The sequence below is a fragment of the Pseudomonas sp. MPB03 genome, assembly GCF_046605385.1.
Classification (GTDB): Bacteria; Pseudomonadota; Gammaproteobacteria; order Pseudomonadales; family Pseudomonadaceae; genus Aquipseudomonas; species Aquipseudomonas zanjanensis.
In genome coordinates this window covers 3,514,172-3,527,520 of the sequence record NZ_CP176770.1, presented here as the reverse complement: position 1 = coordinate 3,527,520, position 13,349 = coordinate 3,514,172, and the positions used below count along the sequence as shown (strand labels likewise).

The 13,349-nt window shown below is 63.4% G+C and carries 7 protein-coding genes; 5 read left to right on the top strand and 2 right to left on the bottom strand.

Annotated elements, in window-relative coordinates; genetic code table 11:
- Positions 1–260 precede the first annotated feature (260 nt).
- Genes ACLH0I_RS15640 through ACLH0I_RS15630 form a run of 3 tightly spaced genes read left to right on the top strand, consistent with a single transcriptional unit; the run spans position 261 to position 6,418 of the window.
- Positions 261–1,145 (top strand): ABC transporter ATP-binding protein, encoded by an 885-nt coding sequence (locus ACLH0I_RS15640; RefSeq protein ID WP_411384675.1) that lies wholly within the window; start codon positions 261–263, stop codon positions 1,143–1,145.
- Positions 1,142–4,237, top strand: a complete 3,096-nt coding sequence (locus ACLH0I_RS15635; RefSeq protein ID WP_411384674.1) for a hypothetical protein — start codon at positions 1,142–1,144, stop codon at positions 4,235–4,237. Before ACLH0I_RS15640 ends, ACLH0I_RS15635 begins: the two co-directional genes overlap by 4 nt.
- 33 nt (positions 4,238–4,270) lie before the next feature.
- Positions 4,271–6,418: a TonB-dependent receptor gene (locus ACLH0I_RS15630; protein WP_411384673.1), complete on the top strand. Its 2,148-nt coding sequence runs from the start codon at positions 4,271–4,273 to the stop codon at positions 6,416–6,418.
- Positions 6,419–6,442: 24 nt separating this feature from the next.
- Here ACLH0I_RS15630 and ACLH0I_RS15625 read toward each other — a convergent pair whose 3' ends face one another.
- Positions 6,443–8,425, bottom strand: a complete 1,983-nt coding sequence (locus tag ACLH0I_RS15625; protein ID WP_411384672.1) for a TonB-dependent receptor — start codon at positions 8,423–8,425, stop codon at positions 6,443–6,445.
- A gap of 300 nt (positions 8,426–8,725) precedes the next feature.
- Between ACLH0I_RS15625 and ACLH0I_RS15620 the strand changes: the two genes are divergently transcribed.
- Positions 8,726–9,703, top strand: coding sequence for a helix-turn-helix transcriptional regulator (locus ACLH0I_RS15620; RefSeq protein WP_250963814.1), 978 nt, complete (start codon positions 8,726–8,728; stop codon positions 9,701–9,703).
- Here the strand turns inward: ACLH0I_RS15620 and ACLH0I_RS15615 are convergent.
- A complete protein-coding gene (locus ACLH0I_RS15615) occupies positions 9,692–11,170 on the bottom strand; it encodes an aldehyde dehydrogenase family protein (protein ID WP_411384671.1) in 1,479 nt (492 codons plus the stop codon). The two genes, ACLH0I_RS15620 and ACLH0I_RS15615, sit on opposite strands and share 12 nt — an antisense overlap.
- A gap of 798 nt (positions 11,171–11,968) precedes the next feature.
- On the opposite strand from ACLH0I_RS15615, the gene ACLH0I_RS15610 reads away from it, so the two are divergent.
- Complete coding sequence (locus ACLH0I_RS15610) at positions 11,969–13,294, top strand: NAD(P)/FAD-dependent oxidoreductase (protein ID WP_250963812.1); 1,326 nt, start codon at positions 11,969–11,971, stop codon at positions 13,292–13,294.
- The last annotated feature ends 55 nt before the right edge of the window (positions 13,295–13,349 follow it).

Here is a 13,349-nt window from a genome sequence, read left to right as displayed (position 1 = left end):
CCCAGGCGCTGGGGGCAGGCAGTTGCTTGGGGGAAGATGCTAGTCATTCTCATTTTGCCAACTACCCGGATCGAATCGTTTTTGCCCCGCATCCGCGTCTCGCTCACCGGTTGCAGTGCCGTGGTGGCTACGCACAGCGCCAATCGCCCGCAGGATGCGGTTGGAAAATGACTTGAATCGGGTAGAGCCCGCCCCATGGCCTTGACTACCGTCGCTCGCCGCCCCTTGCCGGGCCTGTGTTCCTCTGATTGGAGTTACGGATGTCTGTCGATTCGGGTTTACAAGTGCGCGGCCTGCGCAAGCGCTACCCCAACGGCGTCGAGGCGCTGCGCGGCGTGGACCTGAGTGTCGGCCCCGGGATGTATGGCTTGCTGGGGCCCAATGGAGCGGGCAAAAGCAGCTTGATGCGGACCCTGGCGACACTGCAGCAACCCGACGCCGGCAGCATTCACCTGGACGGGACGGATGTGTTGGCCGATTCCGATCATTTGCGCCGCCGCCTGGGTTATCTGCCGCAGCAATTGGGTGCGTATCCGGGCGTGAGCGCACGGGACTTGCTCGATCGTTTTGCCTGGCTCAAAGGGCGTACCGACAATCGCCAGCGCCGCGAGGAAATCGAGGGCCTGCTGGACAAGGTCAACCTCCAGCAGGCCGCCCATCGAGCGCTCGCCACCTATTCGGGCGGCATGCTGCGCCGGTTCGGCATCGCCATGGCGTTGGTGGGTTCGCCACGCTTGCTGATCGTCGATGAGCCCACGGCGGGCCTCGACCCGGCGGAGCGCAACCGTTTCCATCGGGTGTTGGCCGATGTCGCCGCCGAGTCCATCGTGTTGCTTTCGACCCACATTGTCGAAGATGTCGAAAACCTCTGCAGTCGGCTGGCCGTGCTGGCCGCTGGGCAGATCATTGTGGAAGGGAGCCCGGCACAGTTGCTGGCGGCCGAGCAGGGCCGGTTATGGGAAGCGTCCTTCGACCGTGGCGAGTCGCTGCCCGTTGCCTTGCATGTGGCCGCCAGCCCGCAGGGCAGCCGCGTCATCGTTCATGGCGAGCGTCCTGCCGATCCACGTTTCGTGCCCCACGCGCCACGCCTGGAAGACATCTATTACCTGGCCCTGGCCCAGGCGGGTGAGGCGCTCGACGCATGAATACCTTTGCTCTGCTGATGCGCGAGGCCTGGGTGGAAGTGCGCGCCGGGTTGCGCAGCGGCATTCCGTTGCTGGTGTTCCTTGGCCTGACCGGCTACCTGCTGATGGCCCTGACCAATGCCGACTATGTGCAGAAGATGGGCGCTAGCGATATCGCCCGCAATGCGCCGAGCCTGATTTACCTGATGTCGTGCGGCTGTATGTTCTTCCTGTTTTTTGCCTGGGCCTGGGTGTTCGCCCAGCCGGCCCTGAGGGACCGCAAGGCGCAATTGGAAGAAGTGCTGTTGGCCTTGCCGTTGTCGCTGCCAGCGTTGTTGTGGGGACGTTTTATCGGCGCGGCGTTGGTGGGTGGCTTGCTCGCCAGTTCATTGATCGTCGGCTTTCTCGTCAGCCCGGTGCTGGGCTGGCTCGGCTGGGTGCCGGCGGCGAGCATCGGCGCACCCATGTGGTCGGCGCTGGGGTTTGCCTGGGTCGCCTTGCTGTTGCCGGTGAGCACCGGGATTGGCGCGTTGTATTACTTGCTGGCCTTGCGCAGCCGAAGCCTGGCCGCACCGTTTGCCTTGGCGACGGTGTTGATGCTGTTGTGGATGTTCGCCGTGGTGGTGCTCAAGGGCGGGCACATCAACCCGCTGTTGGCGGCCAGCCTCGATCCGTCACTGTTCACCTTTGCCCAGGCCCAAGTGGAAACCTGGAACGCCGCGCAGAAATCCCAATCGCTGTTGGCGTTGACCCCGGGGTTCTGGCTTAACCGCGCGCTGTGGTGTGGGTTGCCGTTGCTGCTGCTGGCCGTCGTCCTGGCCCGCACCAGCCGCCAGAGCTTGATGGGCCGCCGTAGTGGCGCCGTGTTGGCCGAGCCGCCAATGCTGTTGGCGAGCCACGTGCGCTTGCCTGGCCCGTTACCCGCCAGCCGCTGGCCGCGGGCGTTGTGGTGCGAGGTTCGCTGGCAGGTGCGGCAGTTGTTTGCCCGGCGCATCGGCTGGGTTGCCCTCGGCTTGTTGCTGGCCATGGGCATACTCAGCGGGTTTGTTCATATCGTGTGGCATGCGCGCGGGCCGATGGTGCCGCGACCGGACCTGATCTTGCCGTTGTTATCGAGCGCGTCGTTCCTGGTGATCGCCTTCATTGTCGCGGCGCTGGTGGGGCTGGTCTGCCGGCGCGATGACGTGGAAGGCCTGGGCGCAATGCTACAGGCCACCCCGGCGCCGGCGTGGCTGCGTTTGTTGGGACGGGTGGCCTGCGTGCTGGTGGCGACGCTGGCCTTGGCGCTAGTGCCGGGGGTTGCCAGCCTGGTGATCAGCGCGCTGGTCGCCCCCGACAACTGGGCACCGGGCTTTGTGCTGATCTATCAGACACTGGTGTTCGCGCCGCCGTTGCTGGAACTGGCGATGCTCACGGTGCTGGTGCATGCCTTGATCCGTCGTTCCGGCCTGGCGTATGCGACGTCCATGCTGTTGACGTTTTTCCTGGTGCTCAACCATGAATTGGGGCTGGTCAGCTATCCCGCCTATGCCATGGCGATACCGGCCCACGTGGCCTTGTCGCAACTGACGGGCTGGGCGCCCTGGCTGCCTTATCTCGCCACGTTGACCAGCTGGAAACTGGCCGGCTGCCTGATGATGGTCGCGGTGGCGGCGTTGGCCTTGCCCCGTGGGCCGGAGCGGCGCCGTCTGAGGGATGTGCGCCGCAGCCTGCTGGGCTTGCCCGGTGTGTTGCTGGTGTTGGGGGCCGTGGGTTTGCTGGGCAGCGGCGCGCTGTTGCATCGGCATCTGGTGGAGCAGGGCGACTACCGGTCGGTGGCCGAGGAACGGGCCGAGCACGCCGAATGGGAACAGCGATGGCTGGCCGGGGCGGGCGCCTGGCAGGTGGCGGACGGGCGCTTGCACTTGCGCATCGACAGTGTTGCGCGACGTGTTGACGGCGAGTGGACGCTGGGAACCGTAATCGCCGCCAAGGAGCACCTGGACGCAGAATTGCCGCCGGGGTTGCACGTCACGGCGGTGAGCGTCATGGGTCGACCGGTCCTTTTCGAACAGGCTGCCGGGCATTTGCGTGTGCCTTTGGCGGAGTGCGCGGCGAGCGGCTGCAGCGTGCAACTGAACTGGACGTTGGACGCTGCCGGCTGGCCGTCCGAAGGTGACGCATTCTGGCTGGGGCCGCGAGGGGTGTGGCTGCAAGCGCGCCGCTTGATGCCACGCCTGGGCCTCGACAGCGAACGCTTGCTGCGCGCGCCGGTCCACCGTGCCGAAGCCGGCTTGCCGCCGCAGGTGCCGAGTTTGCCGGCGGGGGCGGCCGTCGCCGTGGACGCGGTGGCACCGGCGGGCGCGTGGCAATGGCTGATCGAGGTGGATGGCCAGGCGTTCAATGGCCAAAGCGCGGGACCACTGGACTTCGCCTATCACACGGCGGCGACACAAGACCTCGACGGTGTGCAAATGCTCGCCGATGCCGGCCGGCAGCAAGCCGCCCGTGAGGTGCGCGAAGACTTGGAGGTCATGTCCGCCTGTGTGGGTCGGCGCCTGGGCAGTCGCCCAACCGTCGAGGCCCTGAGCCAGTGGCCGACCGGCATGGGGGCCAGTCATCTGAGCCAGGCCCATCTGGTGCTCAGCCAGACGCCGGATTGGGATGTGGCGCAGGCAGGTGTCGGGCGCTGGACGCGCCGTGCCCATATCGCCGAACTGCTCGCGCGGCGAATGCTGAGCGATGCCAGCGACCTGCGCCAGGCCCCGGGTTACCTCTGGCTGAGCCAGGGTGTGGCGGGCGCGATCGGCTTGCTGTGTGTTGGTGACGTCGACGGCGTTGAGGCCCGCTCGGCCTTGGTGAAGTTGATGGCCGATGATCTGACCCGCGCCTTGAGCAATGACGGCGAGCCCGTCGGCACCTTGGCCACTGCCCGGGAACAGGGCTGGGTCGCGACGTATGCACCGCTGGCCAGCCTGGACTGGGTGGCCGGACAAAGCGCCGAACAACTGGCGGCAATGACCGCAAGCATCCGAAATGGCCAGGGATGGCCCGCCGCGATCCAGCACCTGTTGGGCGCGCCCTCTGACCAGGCGATCACCGCAGCGCTCAAGCGCTGGGGGCCTGCGCAATGAATTCGAACCATCCCTTTTGCCTGGAGTTGTTCCATGTCAGCACCGCTGTCGATCAAACCGCTGCGCCGTCCCCTCGGCTGGCGGGAGAATGTCTTGACCCAAACCCTGGCACTGGCCTTGTCCAGCCAGATGTGCGCGGCCTATGCCGCTGATTATCAACCTGTCGCCAGCACGGAGGTGATCGAGCTGGCTCCGTTGATGGTCAGCGCTCGGTTGAACGAAGAAAGTGCCAAGGACATTCCCTTCGGGCTCACCGTGATCGACGGGCAAACCCTCGAAACCCGGCGCTTGCGCACCCTGGAAGACGCCTTGCGGACCACACCGGGGGTGGATGTGAATTCCTGGGGCGGCGCCAACGACGCCAATGTGCGCATCCGCGGTGTCGGTTCGTTGAACCAGATGAGCATGGACGACGGCTCGGTGGTGCTGAATGTGGACGGGGTGCCGATGTCGGTGCGCAACGCGGCGATGGCCACCCTCGACGTGGAGCAGGTGGAAGTGCTCAAGGGCCCTCAGGGCACGTTGTTGGGACGTAACAGCGAGGCGGGCGCGATCAACGTCACCACGCGCAAGCCGACCCGCGAACGGGAAGGTTATGTGCGCGGCGAAGTCGGCAGCCAGGGCCAGTTCATGACCGAAGGCGCCGTGGGCGGACCATTGACCGAATCCCTGGCGGGGCGCATTGCCGTGCGCCGCAGTGGCTTCGACAACTGGGTCGACGACCAGCAGGATGGCGATCCGTTGACCCAGCCACGGGACCTGGCCCTGCGCGGCAGCCTGCTGTGGGACAACGACCAAGGCACGACCGGCCTGCTGACCGCCGAGCGCCAGCGCGCCGAACACTATGCCGGCCTGGAGATGCTGCGCCCCTTTGGCAACCGTCCCAGCCTGGACTACACGCCCGGCACGTTCGATGGCAACCAGAAGACCAACGAGCGTTATTCCTTCGAACTCAACCATGACCTGGCGCAGTCGCGGATCACCTCGATCAGCGCCTACACCAGCACCGATCTCAATGCGGTCAAAGGTTACGACCGCAACATCACCGAGGCGCTGTACGGTTCACCGTTCGAATACCTGATCGAGGATTCTGCCAAAGAACGCGTGTGGAGCCAGGACCTGCGCTTGGGGTCGCTGGCCGATGCCGATGTGTTCTGGGTGACCGGGGTGAACCTGTCACGCTCCGAGCGCAGTTTCGATTCCGACAACTTCACCAACGGCGCACTACAGAGGCGCGATTTCAGCACCAACAGTTATGCCGCCTACGGCGAGGTGACGTACCCGATTGCCGAAGACTGGAAACTCACCACCGGCCTGCGCCACACCTGGGATCGCAAGACCTATGGGGCCGACTATTCCAGCGGCGGCAATACCGTTGGCGACAACCGTCGGTTGCAGGACAACTACAGCACCGGGCGCGTGGCGCTGAGCTACACGCTGACGCCGCAGACGAACCTGTACGCGGTACTGTCGCGAGGCTATAAATCCGCCGGATTCAACGATTACGCCACCTCGGTCAAGGACAGCGAACCCTACAAGGCCGCCAAGGTGAACGCTGTCGAAGTCGGCTTCAAGCACGAAAGCGCCGAGGGGGCCTTGAGTCTCGAGGGGGCGTTGTTCCTGACCCGCGTGCAGGACGATCACCTGCTGGGGTATGACTTCAACACCCTGGCGGTCAGCGCCGTGAATGCCGACACCCGCAGCAAGGGCGCCGAGCTGTCGAGCACCTGGCATGTCACGGATGAGCTGACAGTGGGCAGCGCCGTCAGCTACACCAACGCGGTGGTGACCTCCGATGCGCCGGGGGTTTCTGGTGGTGATGTCGCGGCGGGAAGTCGCGTGCCGGATGTGCCGCTGTGGAGCGGAAACTTCAGCGTCGCCTGGCAGAAAGAGCTGGGCGCGTTCCTGGGCTTGCCGGCGCCGCGCCTGAATACGTTGCTCAACTATCGCGTGCAGAAAAATCGCCCGGCCGACCCGCAGAATCACTACGACCTCAAGGGCTACGCCAAGCTGGACCTGCACCTGGGCCTGGAAAGTGGCGGTTCGCAAGTCTACCTGTGGGGCGATAACCTGCTCGATGCGCGCTATGACTTGTATGGTTCGTATTCCACCGATCAGGTGCTGACCGGCATGCCGGGCCGAGGACGCTCGGCCGGCGTGGGGTACAGCTATTCGTTCTGAGTGCCCCTTGAGTCAAAGGGCAGGTTAGAACTGATAGGTATAGCCGACCCCCAAGGTGCGCCGCCGTGCCGGCGCACCGTAGGCCACCGGTTCGCTGTAGAAACCGTAGGTGTCATAGGTTTGGTTCAGCAGGTTGTCGGCGAAGGCATAAACCTCGCCGAAGCGGCTTTCCAGGCCTGCGCGCAGGTCAAGTTTCTCGTAGTTGTCCAGGTTGAAATGGTTCTGCGGATCGGCGGCGCGTTCGCCCACCAGGCGGTAATTGAGGCTGGTGTTCAGGGTGGTTTCGCCCAGGCTGGCGACGGTGCCCAACGGGTGCTGCCAACTGATGTTGAAGTTGCCGCTCCAGCGCGGCACATCCGGGGTACGGTTGCCGGCGGCGATGTCGCCGGCCTGGATGCCGTGGACGGCGCTGGTGATCTTGGCGTCGAGGTAAGTGGCGCTGGCGGCCAGGGTCAGGCCGTGGTCGAAATGCCAGGTGCCTTCCAGTTCGGCGCCGCGGGTGCGGGTATCGGCATTGAACGCATTGGTCGCGAAGGTGGCCGCGTTGTAGCCCAGCAGGTGGTCATCGTGTACGCGGGTGTAGAACAGCGCACCGTTCAAGCTGCCACGGCGGTCTTCTGTTTCACTTTTGAAGCCGAGTTCGGCGGCTCTGCTGACGGCGGCCTTGTAGGGCTCGCTGTCGCTGACCTGCGACGCATAGTCATTGAATCCCCCGGATTTATAACCTCGCGCCAGTTGCACGTAGACGTTGGTTTGCGGGGTGAGCGCGTAGCTCAGGGCCACGCGGCCGGTGCCGTAATGGTCGGTCAGCTTGCGTGAATCATCCACGGCGCTGGCACCATTGATGTATTGGCCATCGTAGGTCTTGCGATCCCAGGAATGGCGATAGCCCGTGGTGAGTTTGAGGCGCTCGCTGAGCGGGAAGGTGACTTCGCCGTAGCCGGCATAGGTGGTGGTGGTGAAATCGCGGAACCTGGCGCTGTCAGTGCCATAGGTGTTGCGCGGGGTGTCGTAGCTGCGTTCGTTGCGGCTGGCGGCAAGGCCGGCGATCCAGAATGTCTCGGAATCGGGCAGCGAGCTCAAATGCAGGTCTTGGCTCCAACTGCGCTCGAAGGATGTGTCCACCACCCAGTACTCGCTGGGCGTGCCATATAGGGCGCCCATCAGTTTACTGTCATAGGCGATCAAACCCTCGAAGTCGGCGGTGGAGGTGGCGGTCGTAGAGGTCAGGCGACTGTTGGCGAAGTCATGATCGACCTTGACCGTATAGCGTTCGGTGGTCTTGTAGTTGTCGTCGAACAGGCCGGGCGTCAGGTCCAGGCTGGGGTCGCTGCCGTAGGGGCGCAGCACCAGCGAGTTGGTGGCGCGCTCGGTTTTCTGGCGTTCGGCACTGAACAGCACCTGGGTCTCATCGTTGAGGTCCCAGAGCAGGCTGGCGCGATAAGCCTCGTTGCGCGGCTGGGTGATGGGATCGTTGTTCCGGTCATTGTCGATCCAGCTGTCATAGCCGGCACGGCGCACCGCCAGGCGGCCGCTGAGGCTGTCGCTGATCGGCCCGCCGATGGCCCCTTCGCTGAGGAACTGGCCCTCCTGGCCGACTTCGCCACGCACATAGCCCTCCAGTTCCCGGGTCGGCTGGCGGGTGGTGATGTTCACCGCACCCGCCTGGCCAATTGCACCGGACATCGTGCCCTGGGGCCCCTTGAGCACTTCGATGCGGTCGATATCCAGGGTGCCGAAGCCGAGGCTGCGGGAGGCGACTGGCACACCGTCGATGTTGAAGGCCACCGAGCTGTCATCCATCGACATCTGGTACAGCGAGCCGACGCCACGGATCAGCACGTTGAAGTCATTGGGGCCGCCGGATGAATTGACATTGACCCCGGAGGTGTTGCGCAGGGCGCTTTCCAGCGTGTCGAGGCGCTGGGTACGCAGTTGCTCGCCACTGATCACGCTAAGGCTGATGGGCAGGCTCTTGGGGTCTTCCTGCTCCATGCGCGCAGTCACGGTCGAAACGGGCAATTCAAGGATTTCGCCGGTGGCGGCAAGGACTGGACTGGCCAGTGTGCAAGTTAAAACTATTGTTATAGTATTACACTTATAGCAAGATCGAGGGGTCGTCGTCGTGTTGCGTCGTGCAGACATAATGGGACCTTGACTGAGGGTTTTGAGCGGTGCGCGTTAGCGTCGGCAGTCACGAATAAGCGCAGCGTGTGCGACGCGCCAGATGCTAATAATTATCAATTGCACAACTCTACCCCGATGTGATCTGATTCGAGCCGTATCCGGTCAACCAGGAGATTCACGATGTCAGTCGTTCAAGGAGGCGCAGGAGAGCCGATGCCGGTCTCGCGAATCATTACGGGGGAATATGGAAGCGACCTCGGACCCGGGGCGCATTGTCGGGTGACGCGCATGGCCCTGCAGGACGGACTCGACATCGTGCGCTGGCAAAGCAAGTTCGAGCAGCCAATCGAATTGCCCCTGCAGGATGACAGCGACTGCATTCATTTCAGCTTCACCAACTTGCTCAAGGGCAAGGCCGCCTGCAGCTTCCGTGACGGTCGTCGGCAGCGCCGCTATGTGATTGACGAAGGCGCGGGTTGCATCAGCTATGGCCGTCGTCGCGATGGCCTCTACCATCAGCATGGCGAGATCGACAACATCACGGTCATGATCCGTCCCGAGGTGCTGTCACAATGGGAGTTGAAACTCGACCCGCTGCTGAACAAGGCACTGGCCTGCGATCATTGTTTCCTGGACGGCCACCGCAGTGGCGAAATGAGCGCGACCGCGCATCTGTTGTGCAAGGCCATGGACCCGAGCCCAGACTTGCCAATGGGCCAGCCCCGAAGCGGCCTCTGGCTGTATGGCCAGAGCGTGACCCTGGTCAGCCTGTTCCTGGAAGCACGCCGTAACGTGGAGTGCACCTGCCGTGTCAGCCACATCGACCGCCAACGCCTGTTGCGTGCGCGCGAACGCCTGCTGGCTGACCTGGGCAAGGCCCCCAGCTTATCGGAGCTGGCGCGCGAGTCGGGCATGAGCCAGCCCAAGCTCACCCGCGGGTTCCGCCAGCTGTTCTTCAACAGTGTCTACGGCGTCTTCCAGCAAGCGCGGATGATCCAGGCCCGTAGCCGCTTGTTGAACGGCGATGAGTCGGTGATGCGAATCGCCTCGGACCTCGGCTATGCCAATGCCAGCCATTTCGCCACCGCTTTTCGCAAGCAGTTCGGAATCAATCCTTCGCTCCTCAAGCATGGCGGAAGAAACAAGCTATCGATCTAGGTCTGGGCCACCAAAGCCGATGATCGCCTTGGTTTCCAGATACTCCTCAAGGCCGAAGACGCCGTACTCACGACCATTGCCCGAACGCTTGTAGCCACCGAATGGCGCCATGGGATCCCAGGCCGGGTAGTTCAGGAGCACTTGCCCCGCGCGGATACGAGAAGCCACCGCGCGCGCCAGATCAAGGTCCTGTGACTGTACATGAGCACCCAGGCCATAGATCGTATCGTTGGCGATAGCGACTGCCTCATCGATGGTTTCGTAGGCAATGATGCACAGCACCGGCCCGAAGATTTCTTCCTGGGCGATCCGCATGGCGTTATCCACCTCGGAGAAAACCGTCGGGCGGGTGTAGAAACCCTTTTCCAGACCCGGCACGCGCCCCAAGCCGCCGCACAACAGTTTGGCGCCCTCATGCAGGCCGGCCTCGATCATGGCTTGCACGCGATTGAACTGGGCTTCATTGGCGATGGGGCCGAGTACCGTTTCCGGTGATTGCGGATCGCCGACGATGATCGCGTTGGCGGTGGCGGCCGCCAGCGCTTCGACCTCCGCCAGCCGGGCCTTGGGTACGATCATCCGGGTGGGGGCGCTGCACGATTGCCCGACGTTGCGAAACGCCGCCATGACGCCCAGTGGGACGGCTTTGGCAAAGTCGGCATCGGGCAGCAGGATATTCGGGGATTTGCCGCCCAATTCCTGCCCGACCCGCTTCGCCGTCGGCGCGGCCGCCTGGGCCACCAGCGCACCTGCGCGGTTCGAGCCGGTAATGGAAATCATGTCGACACTCGGGTGTGCGGCCATCGCCGCGCCGACCACATGGCCGCTGCCGTTCACCAGGTTGAAGACGCCCGGTGGAAGGCCCGCGTCATGGACCACCTGCGCGAACAATAGAGCGCTGAGCGGCGACAGTTCACTGGGCTTGAGCACCACCGTACAACCGGCCGCCAGCGCCGCGGCGACTTTTGCGGTGATCTGATAAAGCGGCCAGTTCCACGGCGTGATGAGGCCGCAGACGCCGATAGGTTCGCGTTGGATCGCGGTGCCGTTCTCGACGGCCTGGAAACGATACGTGGCCAGCAAGTCGCGGGCGACCCGAACGTGTTCGGCCGCCAGGGGCACTTGCATCGCCCGTGCAGAACCGATGGCGGCGCCCATCTCCAGGGAGATCGCCTGGGCAAACGCCTCTTTGCGCTCGAGGATAAGCTCATGGATCTTGTCCAGCACCCGCGCACGCACCGCTGTGGAAGTGACAGACCAATCGGCAAACGCGGCACGCGCCGCCGCGACCGCCCGATCGACATCCTCGGCAGACCCGCTGGCGACCTGTGCAACGATTTCCTCGGTTGCCGGATTGACCACCGGCAGACTGGCCGGGCTGACCGGCGCCGACCAACCGCCATTGATGTAGAACAGATGGGCGGTTTGCGGATCAACGCTGTAGCGATTTGAAGATTGGGTAGTCATCCAGGCGGTCCTTTAAAGCAGCATGTCGAGTCTGCTTAATAAGCTAACAAAGCAGCCCGGAGAAAATATGCCGTTCTTCAAGGGCGCAAAGGAGAATCTGCCGTATCTGCCTGTTTAACTGGTCATTAGCGTGTGGCGAGGGAGCTTGCCCCCGCCTGATCGTCACTTTGGAAGAGGCATGAAAGGGTGAGCAGCGAAGTCCACCGCGAGGCGGGCTGATAGCCAACCTGGTTCTTGGTGGGACCGCGTTCCTCCTGTGGGAGCGAGCCTGCTCGCGAAGGCGGTGTGTCAGTTTGCGGTGATGTTGGAGGTGCCGGCCTCTTCGCGAGCAAGCTCGCTCCCACAGGGGTTCTGTGTTGGATATAAATTCTGGGGCCACTGAAGACCGAATGTGGGAGCGAGCTTGCTCGCGATAGCGGTGGTTCAGTCAATGAAGATGTTGGATATTCTTCCAAAAGTGACCCGCCGTCAGGGCGGAACCCTAAGTGGCCGTTACCGCAGCAACGGATATACACACGCAACCACGTCTCCAAAGGAACAAATCCAAAAGCCTCCCCGCAAAGTCTGCTGAACACATCCCGCAAAACGGTGCTTTGTACCAGCCGACCTATACTTTTAACCGTTTATGCACGGTTTCTTGGTGTTGTAATAAACACCAGATTCAGCATGGCACTGATGCTTCCAGAACGGAGTAGCGGCTTGCCCTGGTCATACATCCTCAGTACAAGCCCGATGCACCCGACCGGCTGAAGAAGATGCTTTTTTAAACGCCCCCGGCCCTCAATGGACATCCTGAAAATGCCAGCACCGTTAATCTCCGTAGAGACGCATTCTGAACTTCCGATACACGCTGACGTTGTCGTGATCGGCGGCGGCATTATCGGGACCTTCACGGCCTATTACCTGGCCAAGCGCGGCATGAAGGTCGCACTGGTGGAAAAAGGCCGCGTAGGGGCAGAGCAATCGAGTCGCAACTGGGGCTGGTGCCGCCAGCAGAACCGAGACGCCCGCGAGTTGCCGCTGTCGACCAAGAGCCTGGATCTGTGGGAGCAGTTCGCCGCAGAGACTGGGGAAGACACCGGATTCAGGAGATGTGGCCTGCTCTATCTGAGCAACAACGAGAAAGAGCTGGCCGGTTGGGCAAAATGGGGTGAGTTCGCCCGTACCGTCAATGTGGAAACCCATATGCTGACGGCGGAGCAGGCCGCCGAACAGGGTCGGGTGACCGGCAAGCCATGGAAAGGCGGGGTCTTTTCACCAACCGACGGTACAGCAGACCCATCCCGTGCCGCGCCGGCGGTGGCGCGGGCCATCATCAAGCTGGGCGGCACCGTGCACCAGGGCTGCGCCGCACGTGGCCTCGAGACAGAAGGCGGTCGGTTGTCGGCCGTCGTCACCGAGAAGGGCACCATTCGCACCCAGCTCGCGGTGCTCGCCGGTGGCGCCTGGGCCTCCTCTTTCTGCCGGCAGTACGGCATTCGCTTTCCCCAGGCGTCCATTCGTCAAACGATCCTGTCGGTGTCCAAGGGCGCCAAGGAAATACCGGATGCGCTCCATACGGATGAAATCTCCATGACCCGTCGCGCCGATGGCGGGATGACGTTGGCCATCAGCGGCAGAGGGCGCGTCGACCCGACCTTGCAACTGCTGCGTTTCGCCCCGCAGTTCCTGCCAATGTTTCAGCGCAGGTGGCGCAAGCTGGCTCCCGGTGGCCTGGAGGGTTTCCAGTCGGGACACGAAGGCTTGGGCCGCTGGCGGCTGGACCAGCCAACGCCGATGGAGCGCATGCGAATCCTGGATCCGAAAGCAGACGCCTCGACGGTTGAGTTGACTTACAAGCGCGCGGTAGACCTGATCCCGGCGCTGAAGGCGTCGTCGGTCACCGCAGCCTGGGCAGGTTATGTGGACAGCACGCCGGACGGCGTCCCCGGCATCGGCGAGATGGCCAGCCTACCTGGCCTGGTGCTGGCGGCGGGGTTCAGTGGTCATGGCTTCGGCATCGGCCCGGGGGCGGGCCACTTGATCGCCGACATCATCTGTGACATGACCCCACTGGTCGATCCGCGGCCTTATCACCCGGACCGTTTCCAATCTTCGTCCTGGGGCAAGGTGGCGGAGTTCTGAGCAAAGGATCTCCAAGCCACGACACCATGAACGGGCGCCTCCTGAAAGGGATGCG